Source organism: Lutibacter sp. TH_r2, from assembly GCF_033101135.1.
Classification (GTDB): Bacteria; Bacteroidota; Bacteroidia; order Flavobacteriales; family Flavobacteriaceae; genus Lutibacter.
The window spans coordinates 1349622-1368099 of record NZ_JAWMPV010000001.1 but is presented as its reverse complement, the minus strand read 5'-3'; the positions used below and the strand labels follow the sequence as shown (position 1 = coordinate 1368099).

The 18478-nt window shown below is 29.7% G+C and carries 12 protein-coding genes; 3 read left to right on the top strand and 9 right to left on the bottom strand.

Features of this window, described 5'->3' with window-relative positions:
* Positions 1–97: 97 nt before the first annotated feature.
* From R3X25_RS05715 to R3X25_RS05695, 5 genes are all read right to left on the bottom strand, one after another.
* Positions 98–820 carry a LytR/AlgR family response regulator transcription factor gene (locus tag R3X25_RS05715; RefSeq protein ID WP_317672743.1) on the bottom strand — a complete coding sequence of 241 codons (723 nt, stop codon included), beginning with the start codon at positions 818–820 and terminating at the stop codon, positions 98–100.
* Positions 821–822: 2 nt separating this feature from the next.
* Entirely contained in the window at positions 823–2793 is a 1971-nt protein-coding gene (locus R3X25_RS05710; RefSeq protein WP_317672742.1) for a sensor histidine kinase, read from the bottom strand.
* 122 nt (positions 2794–2915) lie between these two features.
* Entirely contained in the window at positions 2916–3659 is a 744-nt protein-coding gene (locus R3X25_RS05705; protein ID WP_317672741.1) for a succinate dehydrogenase/fumarate reductase iron-sulfur subunit, read from the bottom strand.
* An 8-nt stretch (positions 3660–3667) separates the two neighbouring features.
* Complete coding sequence (locus tag R3X25_RS05700; RefSeq protein ID WP_317672739.1) at positions 3668–5671, bottom strand: fumarate reductase/succinate dehydrogenase flavoprotein subunit; 2004 nt, start codon at positions 5669–5671, stop codon at positions 3668–3670.
* 12 nt (positions 5672–5683) lie between these two features.
* On the bottom strand, positions 5684–6352 hold the full coding sequence (locus R3X25_RS05695) for a succinate dehydrogenase cytochrome b subunit (protein ID WP_317672738.1): 669 nt from the start codon (positions 6350–6352) through the stop codon (positions 5684–5686).
* A gap of 158 nt (positions 6353–6510) precedes the next feature.
* Between R3X25_RS05695 and R3X25_RS05690 the strand changes: the two genes are divergently transcribed.
* Entirely contained in the window at positions 6511–9765 is a 3255-nt protein-coding gene (locus tag R3X25_RS05690) for a VPS10 domain-containing protein (RefSeq protein WP_317672737.1), read from the top strand.
* Between the two features lie 33 nt (positions 9766–9798).
* On the opposite strand, the gene R3X25_RS05685 is transcribed toward R3X25_RS05690, so the two are convergent.
* The 4 genes from R3X25_RS05685 to R3X25_RS05670 all read right to left on the bottom strand — a co-directional run bounded on the left by R3X25_RS05685 (position 9799) and on the right by R3X25_RS05670 (position 15049).
* Positions 9799–10425, bottom strand: a complete 627-nt coding sequence (locus R3X25_RS05685) for a DUF6973 domain-containing protein (protein ID WP_317672736.1) — start codon at positions 10423–10425, stop codon at positions 9799–9801.
* A 14-nt stretch (positions 10426–10439) separates the two neighbouring features.
* Positions 10440–11357, bottom strand: a complete 918-nt coding sequence (locus tag R3X25_RS05680; RefSeq protein WP_317672735.1) for a WD40 repeat domain-containing protein — start codon at positions 11355–11357, stop codon at positions 10440–10442.
* A 67-nt stretch (positions 11358–11424) separates the two neighbouring features.
* Positions 11425–14193 (bottom strand): VPS10 domain-containing protein, encoded by a 2769-nt coding sequence (locus R3X25_RS05675; protein WP_317672734.1) that lies wholly within the window; start codon positions 14191–14193, stop codon positions 11425–11427.
* A 1-nt stretch (position 14194) separates the two neighbouring features.
* Positions 14195–15049 carry a ChaN family lipoprotein gene (locus tag R3X25_RS05670; RefSeq protein ID WP_317672732.1) on the bottom strand — a complete coding sequence of 285 codons (855 nt, stop codon included), beginning with the start codon at positions 15047–15049 and terminating at the stop codon, positions 14195–14197.
* A 201-nt stretch (positions 15050–15250) separates the two neighbouring features.
* Between R3X25_RS05670 and R3X25_RS05665 the strand changes: the two genes are divergently transcribed.
* Complete coding sequence (locus tag R3X25_RS05665) at positions 15251–16543, top strand: aminopeptidase P family protein (protein WP_317672730.1); 1293 nt, start codon at positions 15251–15253, stop codon at positions 16541–16543.
* 192 nt (positions 16544–16735) lie between these two features.
* Positions 16736–18427, top strand: a complete 1692-nt coding sequence (locus tag R3X25_RS05660) for a helix-turn-helix domain-containing protein (RefSeq protein WP_317672728.1) — start codon at positions 16736–16738, stop codon at positions 18425–18427.
* The last annotated feature ends 51 nt before the right edge of the window (positions 18428–18478 follow it).

The following is an 18478-nucleotide window of genomic DNA, read 5'->3' as shown; positions in this document are numbered from 1 at the left end:
TGTATTCCCCTTACTAATACAGTGTAAATGTAAGTTACTATTATTTTATAAGTCTCTAAATTGTTCTGTAGCAATTAAAATTTGTTCTAAAAAGCGTTTATACTATATTAATTCTTTTAAAAAAGTTGTTCTTATACTTATCACCAATTGGAATTATTGAATTTTTCACTTTTAGCGATGTTTTATCTATTTGAGTTAAATAATTAGTATTGATGATATAACTTCTATGAACTCTAACAAAATCTGAATTTAACTTATCAATTATATTATTTAAACTAACTCTTATTACTTGTGTTATATCGCTTTTTAATACTAATTCAGTATAAACGTGCTCACTTTTTAAATATAAAATATCGTTAAAATTTATCTTTAGAAAAACACCTTTTTCTTTAATAAATAATGCGTTTTTTACAACTAGATTTGAAGCTGTTTTTTTATTTATTTTTTCCGAATAATTATGTAGAGCAATTTCAATTGAAGTGTATAATTCTTCTTTAGTAAATGGTTTTACTAAATATCCCGATGGGTTTACCTTTTTTGCTTTTTCTAAAGTAACAGCATCTGCATTTGATGTTAAAAAAATAAATGGGAAATCGTAATTTTTTTTAATTTCAATAGCTAAATCTATACCTGTTTTTCTACCTCCTAATTCAATATCTAAAATTGCAATATCGGGTGTTTCTCCACTAATAATTTCTAATGCTTCCGTATAATTTATGGCTGGCTCTAGTGTTTCGTAATTTAATTTATCTAATGTATCACATAAATTATCAGCAATAATTACTTCATCTTCAACCACTAAAATTTTCACTTTATCCATTATTAATCTATTTGACGTCTTAAATTTGTATCTTTAAATAACACTTCAAAATAAGCTCCATTTGTATTATTTTGATGAAGTTTTCCTTGTAATTGTTTAACTAAACGATTTACCAATCTTAAACCTAAACTTTTAACCTTTTTTAAGTTTATTTTTTCATTTAAACCAGGACCATTATCTGAAATTATTAATTTATAATAATCATCCTTATCTTTATTAATAGAAATATTAAGTTCATTATTTTCTCCTTCATTAAAAGCATATTTATAGGAGTTTGTAATTAATTCATTTATTATTAAACCTAACGGTATTGCAGTATCAACATCAAACATCATGTTTTCAGAATTTACTTTTGTTGTAATATTTTTTTCTGTAGCATACATAGATGTAAGTTCTTTTACTAACAACTTTATATAATCATCAAAATTAATTAAACCATTTTCGTTTTGATATAGTTTTTGATGAATTAGCGCCATAGATTTTACTCTGTTTTTACCTTCATTTGCTAATTCTAAAGCTTTTTCATCTTCAATTCCTTTTGTTTGAAGCTCCAATAAACTAGAAACTATTTGAAAATTATTTTTAACCCTATGATGTACTTCTTTTAATAATAAATCTTTTTCTCTTTCCTTAATCTCAAGAGCATCTCTTTGCTTTTGAATTTCTAAATTCTTAATTTTTAATACCTTACTCTGCTTTTTAATTCTAGCAATTACTAATAATGATGTACTTAATAGTAACAAACCTAAAATTGCAATTATTCCATACAGTTTAGTTTTTTCTTTCTGATAATTAATTTCTAACTCTTTTTCCTTAACAACTTGTTCGGTTTTATAATTAGCCAACGAGTTTGATAAATCTTCAGAATATATTTTACGTGTTAAATTAACAGCTTTTGTTTTATATAAAATTGCTTCTTTTAAATATCCTTTAGCTTCTAATAATTGAGAATTTTGATCAATTAGAAAAAAATACTCATTAGAATCTATTTTATTTTTGCTTAAAGTTTCTATTTTTTTACAAAATTCAATATAACTATTAGCTATATCAAATTTTTTAAATATGCTTTTTGTTAATGGTGAATTTGTGTCTAAAGTTCTTAAAAAATTAGCATATAACGAATAGCTAAACAACCTAGAAGATGGATTTGAATACATAATCTCTAAAAGTTCATTCACTCTAATTTCATAATTACCTTTATACATGTAGGCATCTATTAATTTTTTTAAAGTATCGAAATAATAAGGACTTTTAGTATCAGAATTAGACTCTAAAGATAAGCTTAATTCGATGTTTTCAATATACCCATCTAAATCTCTTTCATAAATTAAAAAATCGCATAAATGATTTAGAAAAATAATTTGTAATGTAGTATCGTTTAATTCTTTAGCTAATTTTAAACTCTCTAAACAAAGTTGTTTGCCTTCAATAATTTGCTTCTCAATTAGTAAAAGTACAATATGATGATTTTCAATTAATAATTTTGATTTACTATAATTTTCATCTTTTTCATCAAAGTTATTTACATAGTTTTCTAACCTTTCATTTTCTTTACTTGCATCATCAATTTTATTATGGTTTCTTAATTTAGAAACATACAACCAATTTAAATACACGTAATCTAATTCAATAACATTAGAATTTGGAGTAGGAACACTACCCATAAATTTTTTAAAACTATCTAAATCTGTTGTATTTCTATTATAAATTTGAGTACCTACTTTATAATATTCTGAATAAGAAGCTCTTTTATTTACAACATTAACTAATGCATTTAAATAATCACTATTATTAATAGTTTTCTGAATATCAACATAATACAATGCAGAATCTATATTTTTATCAATAATAAAATCCTCTATTTTTAGGTAATTTCTGTTAGTTTCAAATCCAGAATCTATCTCAAGATTTTGAGAATAACCTACATTTATAATAAGTAGTATAAAAAATATTGTTTTAAAAGTATTGCTCATTTAAAATAAATCTAAATCAAAAATATGTAATACGTGTTATAAATGTTTATTAAAATAAGTTTATTAACAAAAAAGCCTGTTTAAAAAAACAGGCTTTTAAATATATTCTAAAAAAATATTTTTTAAATAATACTTGCTTTTAAATATTCACGGTTCATACGTGCAATATTTTCTAATGAAATTCCTTTAGGACATTCCACTTCACAAGCTCCAGTATTAGTACAGTTACCAAAACCTTCTTCATCCATTTGTTTTACCATATTTCTAACACGGTCTGCAGCTTCAACTTTCCCTTGAGGTAATAAAGCAAATTGAGATACTTTAGCAGAAACAAATAACATTGCACTAGAGTTTTTACAACTAGCCACACAAGCTCCACAACCAATACATGCAGCAGCATCCATAGATAAGTCTGCATTTACTTTTGGAATTGGTATTGCATTAGCATCTTGTGTATTTCCAGACGTATTTACTGAAATATATCCACCTGCTTGTTGAATACGCTCAAAAGCCATTCTATCTACAATTAAATCTTTAATTACAGGAAATGCTTTTGCTCTCCATGGCTCAATATAAATTGTATCACCATCTTTAAACATACGCATATGTAACTGACAAGTAGTAATACCTCTATCTGGACCATGTGGTTCACCATTAATATGTAATGAACACATTCCGCAAATACCTTCTCTACAATCATGATCAAAAGCAATTGGCTCTTCATCTTTTGCAACTAAACTCTCATTCAAAATGTCCATCATTTCTAAAAAAGACATATGTTCTGAAATATCAGTTACTTTATATTCGACCATTTTCCCTTTTTCTTGAGGGCTTTTTTGTCTCCAAATTTTTAACGTTAAATTCATAATCTTTCTTATTTATATGAACGAGTTTTTAATTCAATATCTTTAAATTCTAATTCTTCTTTATGAAGTTTAGCTTCGCTTGGTTTACCAGTGTATTCCCAAGCAGCAACATACGCATAATTTTTATCATCACGTAATGCTTCACCATCTTCAGTTACATATTCTTCACGGAAATGACCTCCACAAGATTCGTTTCTGTTTAAAGCATCTAAAGCAAATAATTCACCTAATTCAAGAAAATCAGCTACTCTACCAGCTTTTTCAAGTTCAACATTCATCTCATTTAAATCTCCAGGAACTTTTACATTTTTCCAGAAATCTTCACGAATATCTTGAATTTCTTTAATAGCTTCTTTTAAATGCTTCTCATTACGAGCCATTCCTACTTTATTCCACATTACTAAACCTAGTTTTTTATGGTAATAATCTACTGAATGTGTTCCTTTATTATTAATAAAGAATTCTAATTTATCTTTAACTTCTTTTTCTACTTCATCAAATTCTTTAGAATCTGTTGGTATTTTACCTGTTCTAATATCATCAGCTAAAAATTCTCCAATAGTATAAGGTAATACAAAATATCCATCAGCTAAACCTTGCATTAAAGCAGAAGCTCCTAAACGGTTAGCACCGTGATCAGAGAAGTTTGCTTCTCCAATACAGTATAAACCAGGTACAGTTGTCATTAAGTTATAATCAACCCAAACACCACCCATTGTATAGTGTGTTGCAGGATAAATCATCATAGGAGTTTTGTATGGATTGTCATCAACAATTTTCTCATACATTTGGAATAAGTTACCGTATTTCTCTTCAATTACAGCTTCACCTAACTTAATAATTTCTTCTTTAGATGCATTTGAAACACCATGTATTTTTGCTTGCTCAGAACCATAACGGAAAATTGCAGAAGCAAAATCTAAATATACAGCCTCACCTGTTGCATTTACTCCGTAACCAGCATCACAACGTTCTTTTGCAGCTCTCGATGCAACATCACGTGGCACAAGGTTACCATACGCAGGATATCTTCTTTCTAAATAATAATCTCTATTTTCTTCAGCAATTTCAGTAGGTTTTAATTTTCCTTCTTGAATTGCTTTAGCATCTTCTATTTTTGCTGGAACCCAAATTCTACCATCATTACGTAATGATTCTGACATTAACGTTAATTTAGATTGGTAATCTCCCGAACGTGGAATACATGTTGGGTGAATTTGTGTCATACAAGGGTTTGCAAAGAATGCTCCTTTTTTATGAATTTTCCAAGCTGCAGTTGCATTAGATCCCATTGCATTAGTAGATAAGAAATATACATTTCCGTAACCACCAGTTGCAATAACTACTGCGTGAGCTGAATGACGCTCAATTTCTCCAGTAATTAAATCACGTGCAATAATACCTCTTGCTTTTCCGTCAACTTTTACAACGTCTAACATTTCGTGACGATTGAACATTTCAATCTTTCCACGAGCAATCTGACGGTTCATTGCAGAATAACAACCTAATAATAATTGTTGTCCTGTTTGTCCTTTAGCATAAAAAGTTCTTGAAACTAATACACCACCAAACGAACGGTTATCAAGTAATCCACCGTAATCACGCGCAAAAGGAACACCTTGAGCAACACATTGGTCAATAATAGCTCCTGATACTTCAGCTAAACGATAAACGTTTGCTTCACGAGAACGGTAATCTCCTCCTTTTACTGTATCGTAAAATAAACGATAGTTTGAATCACCATCATTTTGATAATTTTTTGCTGCATTAATACCTCCTTGTGCTGCAATTGAATGCGCTCTACGTGGAGAATCTTGGTAAGCAAAAGCTTTTACGTTATATCCTAATTCTGCTAGCGAAGCCGCTGCAGAACCTCCTGCTAAACCTGTTCCAACAACAATAATATCTATATTACGTTTGTTTGCTGGGTTTACAAGATCTACATTTTCTTTATAAGTTGTCCATTTATCTTTTATTGGACCCTTTGGTACTTTTGAATTTAAAGTCGTCATAGTTTTCTAAGATTAATGGTTAAAATGGTGACACAGTGCAACAATAATAAATCCTAAAGGAATAACTATTGCATAAATTTTTCCAAAATTCTTTACACATTTTGTGTATTTGTTATTGAATCCCATTGACTGGAAAGCTGATTGGAAACCGTGCCATAAATGCAATGCTAACAATGCAAAAGCCACTACATAAAAAGCTACTCTCCACATTGGAACAAATTTATGCTGTAACTCTTCGAAATATCTGAATTCTCCATTGTGCATTCCAGACATATCGCCTAAAACATACTTTGTATTTAATTCAGGAATCCAAAAATCCGCAAAGTGTAGCACTAAAAATGCTAAAATTGTAGCTCCAGAATAAATCATTGATCTAGAAGCTAAAGTTGAACTTGCTGCTCCATTAAATTTGGCATACTTTACATTTCTTGCTCCTTTATTTCTTATCTCTAAAACAAATCCCATTACAAAATGGAAAACAACTCCAAAAATTAATACTGGTTGCATGGCAAACTGTATTAAAGGATTTGTCCCCATAAAGTGAGAAGCTTCGTTAAAAACTTCAGCACTAAATAATGAAGTAAGGTTTACAGCTAAATGAATAATCAGGAAAACAATAAGGAAAAGTGCTGACAATGCCATAGCTACTTTTCTTGCAATTGATGATGATAAAACGCTCATTTTTTATTACTTTTTTTGAAAGACACAAAGATAATTATTTAAATCCTTCTTTTGAAAGATTAATTCATCTTAAACCCTATTTAGAATGATTATAAAATGTTATTCTTTGTAAATTTAATAAATTAGCACCGTTTACCTAAAAACTCTATTAATTTCTTATGAAAAAAGCTGTTTTACTTCTATTTATTACATCATTTATAGTTAATGCACAACAATTTAATATTGAGCAATTCAAAAACATAAAAACACGTGCTATTGGACCTGCTGGAATGAGCGGAAGAGTTACAGCTATTGACGTTGTAGTCAACAATCCACAAGTAATTTATGTAGGAACTGCTTCTGGAGGATTATGGAAATCTGAAAGTGGAGGTGTAAATTGGAAACCAATTTTTGATAATAATAGAGCTCTTTCAATAGGTGCAGTAGCAATTCAACAAAGTAATTCTGATGTAATTTGGGCTGGAACTGGTGAAGGAAATCCACGAAATAGCTTAACTGGAGGTTACGGATTGTATAAAAGTTTAGATGCTGGAAAAACATGGAAATTGGTTGGATTAGAGAAAACAAGAAATATTCACAGAATAATAATTGATAAAGACAATCCAAATACGGTTTATGTTGGAGCTATTGGTTCACCTTGGGGAGAACATCCTGAACGTGGAGTTTTTAAAACTACTGATGGCGGAAAAACTTGGAAAAAATCACTTTTTGTAAACGAAACAACGGGTTGCGCCGATATAGTTGTTGACCCTAAAAATCCAAATAAACTAATTGCAGCCATGTGGCAACACCAACGCAAACCTTGGACCTTCACTTCTGGCGGACAAGGTTCTGGAATGTATATTACTTATAATGGTGGTGAGAATTGGAAAAAATTAACAGATAAAGATGGTTTACCTGATGGAAATCTAGGAAGAATTGGTTTAGCTATTGCTCCTAGTAATTCAAAAATTGCTTATGCATTGGTTGAAGCCAAAAAAAATGCATTGTATAAAAGTGAAGATGGTGGCGCTTCTTGGAAAATGGTAAATGATAAATCTAGTGGTAGAGGTCCAAATGGAATTGGAAACAGACCATTTTATTATTCAGATATATATGTAGACTCAAAAAACGAAAACAGGATTTATTCTGTTTTTACCTATGTAAATGTTAGTAATGATGGTGGAAAAAGTTTTAAACAACTAATGCCAGCTTATGGAAGCCCTTATGGTATTCATCCAGATCACCACGCTTGGTGGATTCACCCAGAAGATCCAAGTTTTATGATTGATGGTAATGATGGAGGTTTATACATAACAAGAGACAAAGGGAAAACTTGGCGTTTTGCTGAAAATATTCCTGTAGGACAGTTTTATCACATTAATGTAGATAATGAATTTCCATACAATGTTTATGGAGGAATGCAAGATAATGGTTCTTGGGCTGGACCAGCTTATGTTTTAAAATCTCAAGGAATTAGAAATAGCTACTGGCAAGAAGTAATGTTTGGTGATGGTTTTGATGTAATACCTGATCCAAAAAATGCGAGATATGGTTACGGAATGTCGCAACAAGGTAATGTAGGTAGGTACGATTTAAAAACAGGAAATGTTATTAGAATTCGACCTACACATCCAAACCCTGATATAAAACTTCGTTTTAATTGGAATTCAGCAATTGCAATAAATCCTCACGATAATGAGACACTCTATTTTGGAAGTCAATTTGTTCATAAATCAACCAATAAAGGTTTTACTTGGGAAATAATTTCGCCAGATTTAACTACCAATAATAAAGAAAAGCAAAAACAACACGAAAGTGGTGGTATTACTATGGATGCCACTGGAGCTGAAAACCACTGTACTATTTTAGTAGTTGAACCTAGTAGTTTAGATGAACAAATACTTTGGGTAGGAACTGATGATGGTAATGTACAACTTACAACAAACGGAGGAGCAACTTGGTCTAATCTAACTGCAAATATTAAAGGAATGCCAAAAGGAGCCTGGATTCCTCAAATTAGAGCTTCAAAATACACTAAAGGTGAAGCTTATGTTGTAGTTAACAACTATAGACAATTCGATTTTGAACCGTATGTTTTTAGAACACGCGATTTTGGTAAAACTTGGGATAATATTTTAAGCAATAAAGATGAAACCTTTGGGTATGCTCTATCAATAATTCAAGATATTGAAGAACCAAACTTATTATTTTTAGGAACTGAATATGGTTTACATATTAGTATTGATGAAGGTAAAACTTGGACTAAATGGACCAACAATTACCCAAATGTTTCTACAATGGATTTAGCTATTCAACCACGAGAACACGATTTAGTAATAGGCACTTTTGGTAGAGCAGCTTATGTTTTAGATGATATTAGACCGTTTAGAGCATTAGCTAAAGAAGGAAAACAACTTTTAGATAAAAAATTACACTTATTTACACCTCCAAGTGCATTTATTACAGAAAACCAACAACCAAGCGGCACAAGGTTTGGAGCAAATGCCATATTTAATGGTGAAAACCGAAAACAAGGAGCTGCAATTACATACGTTATAAATAAACCTATTGAAGCTAAAAGCAAAGAAGAAACATCTTCTAAAAAGAAAAAATCAAAGAAAGGAAAAGAAGTTTCGACTCCGCATAACAACCTTAAAGAAAAACCAGCTGTAAAATATGATTCTATAACTCTTCAAGTTTTAAATTCTAAAAATGAAGTAATTAGAACTTTAAAACAACAAACACCAGAAGAAAACGGCGTTCATAAAATGTACTGGTATTTAGATGAAAAAGGCGCCAATCGCCCTTCAAGAAGAATAAGAAAATCTAAATCGGAACCTGGAGGTGTCACAGTTTTACCTGGAACTTACACTTTAAAAATACATTTTGGTAATGAAACAGCTTTAGAAACTATTAAAGTTGATTACGATCCTAGAGTTAAAATGCCTTTTGAAGTTTTAAATGCTAAATACAATTTACAAAAACAATTACAAGAAAAAATGAAGGTTGCTAGTGATGCCATGCAACACTTAATTACTTCTAAAGAAATTGTAAAAGATTATGAAAAACGCATTAAAGCTGAAAAAAATGACAAACTAAAAGACGTTTTAGCATCTCATAAAGAAATTTTGAAAAAAATTAACGATTTAATGGATGATATGTTAGGTAAAGAAGATAAAAGGCAAGGAATTACAGCTACTGAATTTCCTAGTAATATCTCATACCTATTTTTAGCTTCTCGCTATATTAGAGGTTTACAACAAAAACCAGGATCTACCGAAACAACTTTGGTTAAAAATGCCAATAAAAAAGTTGGTGACGTAATTTCAAAAATCAATGAATTTTACAAAACTGAATGGGTTGCATATCAAAATTCAGTTGAAAGCCTTAATCTTTCTCCTTTTAAAGAAGTGAAAGAGTTAAAATATTAGCTAAAACTTCAACAACACTAAATAAAAACGCTCTTAATTAAGAGCGTTTTTATTTGAATGTATTAAACATTTTTTAGTTTTCCATTTTGGAATTTTAGACTCTAAAACAACTCCATTGCAATCTAAAAAGTTTCCGTATTTGTTTTTCTTTAAAATTTTTAAATCTCCTTTTTTTATTGAAATAATAATTTGATTTATTAATTTTTGTTTTGAAAGAGTTTGCTTCTTTTTAGTAAAAGTAACTCCAATTTTATTGTTAAACAGATCCATTTCTTTTGAAGGCTTGTCATAACCCGAAACTTTATTTTTGCGTTTACTTTTTTTTAAAGATTTTTTATTGCTACGCTCATAAGCTTTACCTAAAGAAAGTGCCGCACATTTTCCTATTTTTTGATGTAAACGCGCCATCCAATATGCGTGACGAAAAGCGTCTACTTGTCCGCCAAATTTATCACCATCAAGCAGATTAATTTTTGCAATAGAATCGGTTACTTTTTTAGTTTCTTCAGAAATTAGTTGCGCTTTTTTAGCTTTGAATGGATGTGTAATAATCCAAACTTTTAGTGGTGTTGATTGTTTCCAAAATATTTTCCAATTAGATTGAGCGTTTAGCTGAAAACCAAATATCATAACCAATATAATTAGAACATACTTTTTCATTTGGTTTATAAACTCTACTTACTCCTATTTATTTCCCACACAATAAGAGTTCTATCATCTCCTGTAGAAATCAAATAATTATTATAGTTACTCCAAATTAATTTATTTACTGAATATGAATGCCCATCATATTTCTCTTTATTAATTACCTCTAACAATTGAAAAGTTTTAGAATCCCATATTTTCAAAGTTTTATCACGACTCGCAGTTGCAAATAAATTATTATTTGGACTGTATACAATATCGTAAATAGCCCAATTATGAGCGGGAATTGATTTTACTAATTCATAATCTTCAACTTGCCAAATATTTAAATTAGCATCTCTTCCTCCTGTCAAAAGAAATTTCTCGTCTGGACTAAATCGTACTACATTAGATGTAACCTTATCTCCAATAAATATCTTTTTCGCCTCCAATGTTTGTAAATCAAAAATACAAATATTACCATCTCCTGAAGCAATAGCAATTTCAGATGTTTTATAATTAAAATCAATATCACGTAATTTGTGATTACTCAATTTTTTAATTTTTATTAAGGAAAAGTCTTTTAATGAATAAACAACCAAATTTCCATCTCCACCCGCTGTATAAATACAATTAGTTTCAATAGAATACCGAATACTAAAAACCTGTGAAGTATGGTTTTCTAAAATTTTTATCTCTTCATTCTTTTCTAAATCTAATATATGAATATTGCCACTTGAAGTACCGGCTAGTAAAACTTGTTTTTCGGGAATATGACAAATAGTATATAACGCTGAAGGATAACTAGCTACAAGATTTTTATCTTTAATTGTTTTTAAATCCCATTGAGCAATTATTTTATCACCTCCACCAGAATAAATAAGATGTTCATCCTTACCGTTATCCAATGAATATATGGCATCGCTATGCCCCGTGAGTGTCGCTATTTTTTTTACTTCAATTTTCATTTACATTAAACTTATTATTTAGAAATGTTCTCAAATTCATTATTACTTCATTCAGAATAACAACTTATTATTTCAATTCAAAATTCGATGTTGCTTCACCAATTTTAACTTTATATTTTCCCTTTGGTAAATAGTATTTTTCAGTTTGTGCTTTTTCAACTTTAATTTTCTTCTTCATAAAATAGTTTTCAACCACTTTTTCTGAAGTTGAAATATTGTACACAAAATAGTTATACCCTTTTGAAGCTTCCACTTTAAAACTATTTAATTGAGTTCCGTCTTCAGCTAATATTTCTAGAGTATAAATACCTGATTTATTTACAAAATAAGGAATCTCTAATTCAGGATCACTTAAAGGCATCCATTTACTCCAAGATTTTCCCCAATATGAAGAATGACGCTTTGAAGGAATATCAAAAATAACCACATCTTTTCCTTTTGTTTTTTCAAACTGTTGAATTCCTGAAATATTTGCTTTGTAAATTGAGCGTCCGTGTGTTCCAACTACTAAATCTTTCGCTTCTTTTTGAATTACCAAATCGTGAATTGCAACTGGTGGTAAATTATTTGAAAACAATTCCCAGCTTTCACCTTTATTTAGTGAAACATACAATGCATTGTCTGTTCCTACATATAGAACATTCTCATTTTCTGAATCTTCTTTAATTACATTTACTGGTGAGTTTTCAATATTTGAAGTAATGGATTTCCACGTTTTTCCTTTATTTTCACTTACATACACATACGCTTTAAAATCGTCGTTTCTATAACCATTTAATGTCGCATACACTGTATTTTCTTCAAACTGCGAAGCTATTACTCTAGAAACCCATAAACCTTGTGGTAAATTATCAGAAATTCGAGTCCAAGTGTTTCCACCGTTTTCTGTAACGTTTATATAACCATCGTCACTTCCAACATACATAAATCCAAATTTAAATGGACTTTCATAAATGGTAGTCAATGTTCCGTAAGGCACGTTTCCTTTTTTACCGCCAGTTGTTAAATCTTCAGAAATTACATCAAAAGTTTCGCCTTTATCCATTGAACGCAATAATTTATTTGCTCCCATGTACAAAATATCTTGGTTGTGTGGCGACAATAAAATTGGAGCTTGCCAATTGTAACGATACGGAGAATCTCCCAATTCGTGTGTTGGATGAATGCTTAAATAATCACCTGTTTCTGTGTTAACTCTATAATAATACCCAAACTGCGAACCAGAATACACCACATTGTTATCTCTACTATCAATTTGTACTTGCATTCCATCTCCTCCACCTAAACTTTTATACGGATATTCTCCAGAACTATTCCAACTTTTTGAAGCTTTATAAGTGCTTGGTCCATACCAAACACCATTATCTTGTAATCCTCCATACACATTATATGGCTTTTTATTATCAACATTTACTGAATAAAATTGCCCAACAGCAGGCGAATTATTTTTATACCAATTATCACCATCATCGTACGTAATATTAATTCCTCCATCATTTCCATCTAGTACGTGACCTTCTAAATTAGGATTTACCCATAATGCTTGATGATCGGCGTGTACGTTTTCTTGCCACATTGAAGAAAAAGATTTACCTCCATCATCCGATTTTAACAACGGAACGCCACCAATATAAATTTTGTTTTGGTTTGAAGTATTTACCGCAATAATTCCAAAATAATAACCATATGAGCTATACACATCATCTAAATAATCTTTATGTGTTTTTTTCCAAGTTTTTCCGCCATCTTCACTTTTATAAACCTCTGCGCCTATTACTTCAGAATTCAATAAAATATAATTTGCATCTTCTAAATAGTTCGCTAAATCTATAGGTTGAATTTTCCCTTCACTTACTAAATCTTTTACTGATTTTGCTGAATATTTTTTAGGAAAACCATTCTCTTCTAAATACTCATTCAAATCCTTTTCATTTAAATTCAAAAACTCTTCTTTTGAAAATTGTTTGAAATCATCTTTTTTCAATCCAACTTCTGATTTTTCTTTCTTTTCAGGTCGCATATTTTGATTGTCTAGCAATGCATAAATTACATTTGAATCATACGCAGCTAAACCAATTCTTCCAACACCATCACCCGTTGGAAATCCACTTTTTTTAGTTGTTATTTTATTCCAAGTTGTTCCAGCATCTTCGCTTTTATAAATTGCTGAACCTTCCCCATCTCCAGTAAAATTCCACGCTTTTCTATCTCTTTCCCAAGTTGCCGCAAACAAAGTATTTGAATCTGTTGGTGAAACTGAAACATCAATTACACCTGTGTTTTTATTAATAAACAATACATTTTTCCAAGTTTTTCCACCATCAGTGGTTTTGAAAATTCCTCGTTCTTTATTTGGTGTGTATAAATGACCAACAACACCAACTACAACCTCGTTTGGATTGTTTTTATTGATAATAATTCTACCAACATGTTGCGAATCTTTTAACCCAGTATTAGTCCAAGTTTTTCCTTTGTCGGTACTTTTTAAAATACCAATTCCTGCATACGACGAACGCGACGAATTACTTTCTCCAGTTCCAACCCAAATGGTTCCTTTTTTCCAATCTACAGCAATATCACCAACATTAATTGTTTCTGCTGAATCCATAATTGGCTCAAACGATGCACCATTGTTATTGGTGTACCAAACGCCACCTGAAGCGTAACCGACATAAAACTCGGTAGTTTTTTCAGGATTTACGTCAATATCTACCACTCGACCACTCATAACTGTAGGTCCAATATTGGTAAACGGTACATTTTTAACTATAGATTCTTGTGCATTTATTCCGAAGGAAATAAATAATAGACTGAAAAGGATGGTTAGTTTTTTCATTTTAATATGTTTTGGTCATTGAACTTGGAACAGCAATAATAAAATCGGCTGTCTGTTTATTTTCTTCTTTTAATTTCTTTATTGATTCTTGTTCTGAAATACTAATTGTTACAATATTTAAATTAGGCTCATCTTGTTTTAAATACCAATAAATTCCTTCAAAATTATCGGAATGATACGAACCATTGTAATGGATAAACAGTTTTTCTTCTTCTCTGTTTTTTAGAATAAAATACCCCATTGCTGCATCTTTCACAGCTTGAGCTTTAGGCAAATTATCACCTCCGTGACCGCCCATCATACTTTTCATTTTTACATAACCTGGTAAGTTTGCATCGTATTTTATTGGTAATGGAGCCATCCAACTTTTTTCTTCAACAGATAATTTTTCTAAAACTTCAAAACCTCCTCTAAAAACTTTACTTGCAAAACGGCGAGGAATATTTGTTGCAATAAATTTCAACTGTTTTTCTTTTGCAAAATCAACCAATGGTTTGTAATCTGTTTTGTAATTACTCCACAAACGAGCAACCGTATCAAATGCTTTTTGGTCTATTTTTCCAGACAAATATTTGTTCAGTTGAGTTTGATTATCGGCTTCAAACATTTCGGCTCCCAAAGTTAATTCTCTTTTTGAACTTAAATCTTTAGTAGCTTCTAATTGCAACCAATGAATAATTGGATTGTTATGATGTTCTCCAAACAAAACCACATCGGTTTTACTCATTTTCTTCAACATTTTTTTATAAGAAACCTTTTTCCCTTTTGAATTAAAAATTTGGTAAGCTTGCTTTTTCTGACTGTAACTTTGTATTGAAATAACCGAAATTAACAGAAATACGATTAGTTTTTGCATAAATAATAGGAAGTTTTTAAACTTTGATATCTAACAAATTTATAACTTTGTTTGAGATAACAAATATGAAGTTACTTAAAATAACAAAGTTCGGCCGTCATTCTGAATTTATTTCAGAATCTCATCATACATAATCAATAAGTATGAGAACCTGAAACAAGTTCAGGTTGACGGAATTACTCTTAATTAAAACACGTTAAAATGAAATACTTACCAATTAGCAACCAACTCTTTATTAAAAACCGTAAAAAATTTATTTCAGAAATGAAACCTAACTCAATTGCCGTTTTTAATTCAAATGATGTTTACACGCCTGGAGCAGATACTACTTTACCTTTTCACCAACAACGTGATATCTTTTATTTAAGTGGTGCAGACCAAGAGGAAAGTATTTTAGTTTTATGTCCAAATGCTGTAAATCCTAAACATAGAGAAATATTATTCCTAACCGAAACTAACGAACATATTGCTATTTGGTACGGAAAAAAATATTCAAAAGAAGAAGCGCGAGAAGTTTCTGGTATTGAAACTATTTATTGGTTAGATGAATTTGATAAAGTGTTTGCTGATTTAATGTCTGAAGTTGACACTATCTACTTCAACACCAACGAACATTACCGTTCTGCTATTGAAATGGAATCTAGAGAAGATAGATTTATAAAAACTGTAAAAAATAAATTTCCAGCTCACAAATGGGAAAGAAGTTTCCCAATACTATCAAAACTTCGTGGAGTAAAAGAACCTGAAGAAATTGAGCAAATTCAAACCGCTTGTGATATTACTAACAAAGGTTTTAGAAGAATTTTACCTTTTGTAAAACCTGGAATTATGGAGTATGAAATTGAAGCAGAATTTATGCACGAGTTTTTAAGAAATCGCTCTAAAGGTTTTGCTTATACACCAATTATAGGTTCGGGTTATAGCGCTTGTGTGTTGCATTATATTGAAAATAATAAAGAATGTAAAGCTGGTGATATGTTACTTATGGATGTTGGTGCTGAATATGCTAATTATTCAAGTGATATGACACGCACAATTCCTGTAAGCGGAAAATTTACAGATAGACAACGTGCTATTTACAATGCGGTTTTAAGAGTGAAAAACGAAGCAACAAAAATGTTAGTTCCTGACACTTTATGGAATGAATACCACCAAGAAGTTGGTAAAATAATGACTTCAGAATTATTAAATTTAAAATTAATTGATAAAGCTGATGTTCAAAACGAAGATCCAGCTTGGCCAGCGTATAAAAAATATTTTATGCACGGAACTTCGCATCATTTAGGTTTAGATACTCACGATTATGGTGAATTAAAAACACCTATGAAAGCTGGGATGGTATTTACTGTGGAACCTGGAATTTATATCCCAAAAGAAAGTTTAGGCTTACGTATTGAAGATGATGTGGTAATTCAGGAAAAAGGTGAACCAATTAATTTAATGAAAAACATTCCAATTGAAGCTGAAGAAATTGAAGATTTAATGAATTCGTAAAAAAGTAAAACCTCGAGAAATCTCGAGGTTTTCTTTTTCAAACAATTTTCCTCAATCTGAAGGTGAAATTTCCTAGCTTTAAGATTGAAGTTCAAATCTAGCTTATCACTAACTTTTACGAAAACTTTATAAGTCTATATTTATAAATTTAGACCAGTTTTTTTATTTTTGTTTTAAAATTTAAAAAATTCTATGAACAGAACATTAGTTCTAAAATATTTCTTTGCATTAATTTGTGTTTATTCACTCAATTGTCAAACATCCCTTCTTGCCCAAAAAACACAAAATTATTATGTTGCTGACAGTTTAAAAAATTATTCATTTGAAGAGTTATTTAATAAACAATATTCAAATGAAAATAACAATGAAATTTATATTAGAGCCTATTTGAATAAAGCTAAAAATAAAAAAGATACGCTTAAAATAGCTCATGGTTACTCTCAAAAGGCTTCTATAGAATTATATAAAGATAGTATTCAAAACGCTCTAAAGTACCTTGATAGTATTATTTCCTTTACAAAAAACAAAAAATATAAAGACTACCCTGGATATGGTTACTTATGGAAAGGTTTTATTCTTTTAAATTCAGGAAAATATGATGACGCATTAGAAAATTTATTATTAGCTCAAAAATTTGCAAACAAAAGAAAAAACATAAAACAACTTTTATCCATAAAGCAAAATATAGGCACACTAAAATTTATTTGGGGAAATAAAGATGAAGCAATAAATAATTTTTTATATGTAATTGAAAATTTAAATTATCCTGAAGTTAGTGAAAGTTATAGAACTCTACTAAAAAGTAAAAGCTATATGTTTTTGACGTATGGACAAATACAAAAAGAAAATTTTGATTCAGCATATGTTTATTCTGATTTATGTATTAAATATTTGAGTAAAAAAGATTCAATTCATGGAAAAAATTTTAGTTTAGAACTAAATGCCGAAATTGAATATTATAAAAAGAATTACAGTGAATCACTTGCCCTTTTAAATAAATTAGCAAAACTTGATTCTTGTTTTACAAATGAATTTAACTACAATTATTTGTATGGTAGTGCATTAAATAATTTGAACAGGAAAGAAGAAGCTTTTACATTTTACTCTAAAGCAGATTCAATTTACAAAGCCTCAAAAGACTTAATGCCTGACACTAGGAAAGTAAAAGAATTCTTCATTAAATACTATAAAGAAAAAAACGATACTAAAAATCAGTTGCTCTTTATTGATCAGCTTTTAGTTGTTGACAGTCTAATTAATGTAAATACAAAAACTCTTAACACAAAAATTAAAAAAGAATACGACGAACCTCAACTTTTAGCAGAAAAAGAAAAAATAATTAATGAACTATCATCTAAATTCTCAAGAAATAAATTATTACTTGTTATTTTGATTTCTCTTGGAATTATAAGTCTTTTTGCTTTCTATTTCTACTTTAAAAAACAAAAACACAAATTCGAAAACTTAATAAAGGATACGGAAGAAACAAAAATAACAGGAAAAACAATAAATAGTTCTAAAATTGATGATATTCCTACAGAAGTAATTGAACAAATTAAATTAAAACTAGCAGATTTTGAACATAATAGTTTATTTACTGAAAATAATTTAACACTTGCTAAACTCGCAAAAGAATTAGAAACCAATTCAAGTTATTTATCTAAAACTATCAATCACTACAAGCAAAAAAACTTCAGTTCCTATATTACTGAATTAAGAATAGATTATTGTATTAAAAAAATGAAAAACAATGATACTTTTAGAAAATTTTCTATAAAAGCTATAGCAAACGAAGTTGGCTTTAATAATACAGAATCTTTTTCTAAAGCTTTTTATTCTAAAACTGGATTATACCCATCTAATTTTATAAAAACATTAAAATAAAAAAGCCTTGAGATATCTCAAAGCTTTTTTTTCCAAATAATTTAATATTCT

What these genes read in the sequence shown, in the direction of transcription:
- R3X25_RS05675 (WP_317672734.1), bottom strand. Translation starts at nt 14,193, where the DNA reads ATGAAAAAACTAACCATCCTTTTCAGTCTATTATTTATTTCCTTCGGA.
- R3X25_RS05685 (WP_317672736.1), bottom strand. Translation starts at nt 10,425, where the DNA reads ATGAAAAAGTATGTTCTAATTATATTGGTTATGATATTTGGTTTTCAG.
- R3X25_RS05695 (WP_317672738.1), bottom strand. Translation starts at nt 6,352, where the DNA reads ATGAGCGTTTTATCATCATCAATTGCAAGAAAAGTAGCTATGGCATTG.
- R3X25_RS05665 (WP_317672730.1), top strand. Translation starts at nt 15,251, where the DNA reads ATGAAATACTTACCAATTAGCAACCAACTCTTTATTAAAAACCGTAAA.
- R3X25_RS05715 (WP_317672743.1), bottom strand. Translation starts at nt 820, where the DNA reads ATGGATAAAGTGAAAATTTTAGTGGTTGAAGATGAAGTAATTATTGCT.
- R3X25_RS05705 (WP_317672741.1), bottom strand. Translation starts at nt 3,659, where the DNA reads ATGAATTTAACGTTAAAAATTTGGAGACAAAAAAGCCCTCAAGAAAAA.
- R3X25_RS05700 (WP_317672739.1), bottom strand. Translation starts at nt 5,671, where the DNA reads ATGACGACTTTAAATTCAAAAGTACCAAAGGGTCCAATAAAAGATAAA.
- R3X25_RS05670 (WP_317672732.1), bottom strand. Translation starts at nt 15,049, where the DNA reads ATGCAAAAACTAATCGTATTTCTGTTAATTTCGGTTATTTCAATACAA.
- R3X25_RS05690 (WP_317672737.1), top strand. Translation starts at nt 6,511, where the DNA reads ATGAAAAAAGCTGTTTTACTTCTATTTATTACATCATTTATAGTTAAT.
- R3X25_RS05660 (WP_317672728.1), top strand. Translation starts at nt 16,736, where the DNA reads ATGAACAGAACATTAGTTCTAAAATATTTCTTTGCATTAATTTGTGTT.
- R3X25_RS05680 (WP_317672735.1), bottom strand. Translation starts at nt 11,357, where the DNA reads ATGAAAATTGAAGTAAAAAAAATAGCGACACTCACGGGGCATAGCGAT.
- R3X25_RS05710 (WP_317672742.1), bottom strand. Translation starts at nt 2,793, where the DNA reads ATGAGCAATACTTTTAAAACAATATTTTTTATACTACTTATTATAAAT.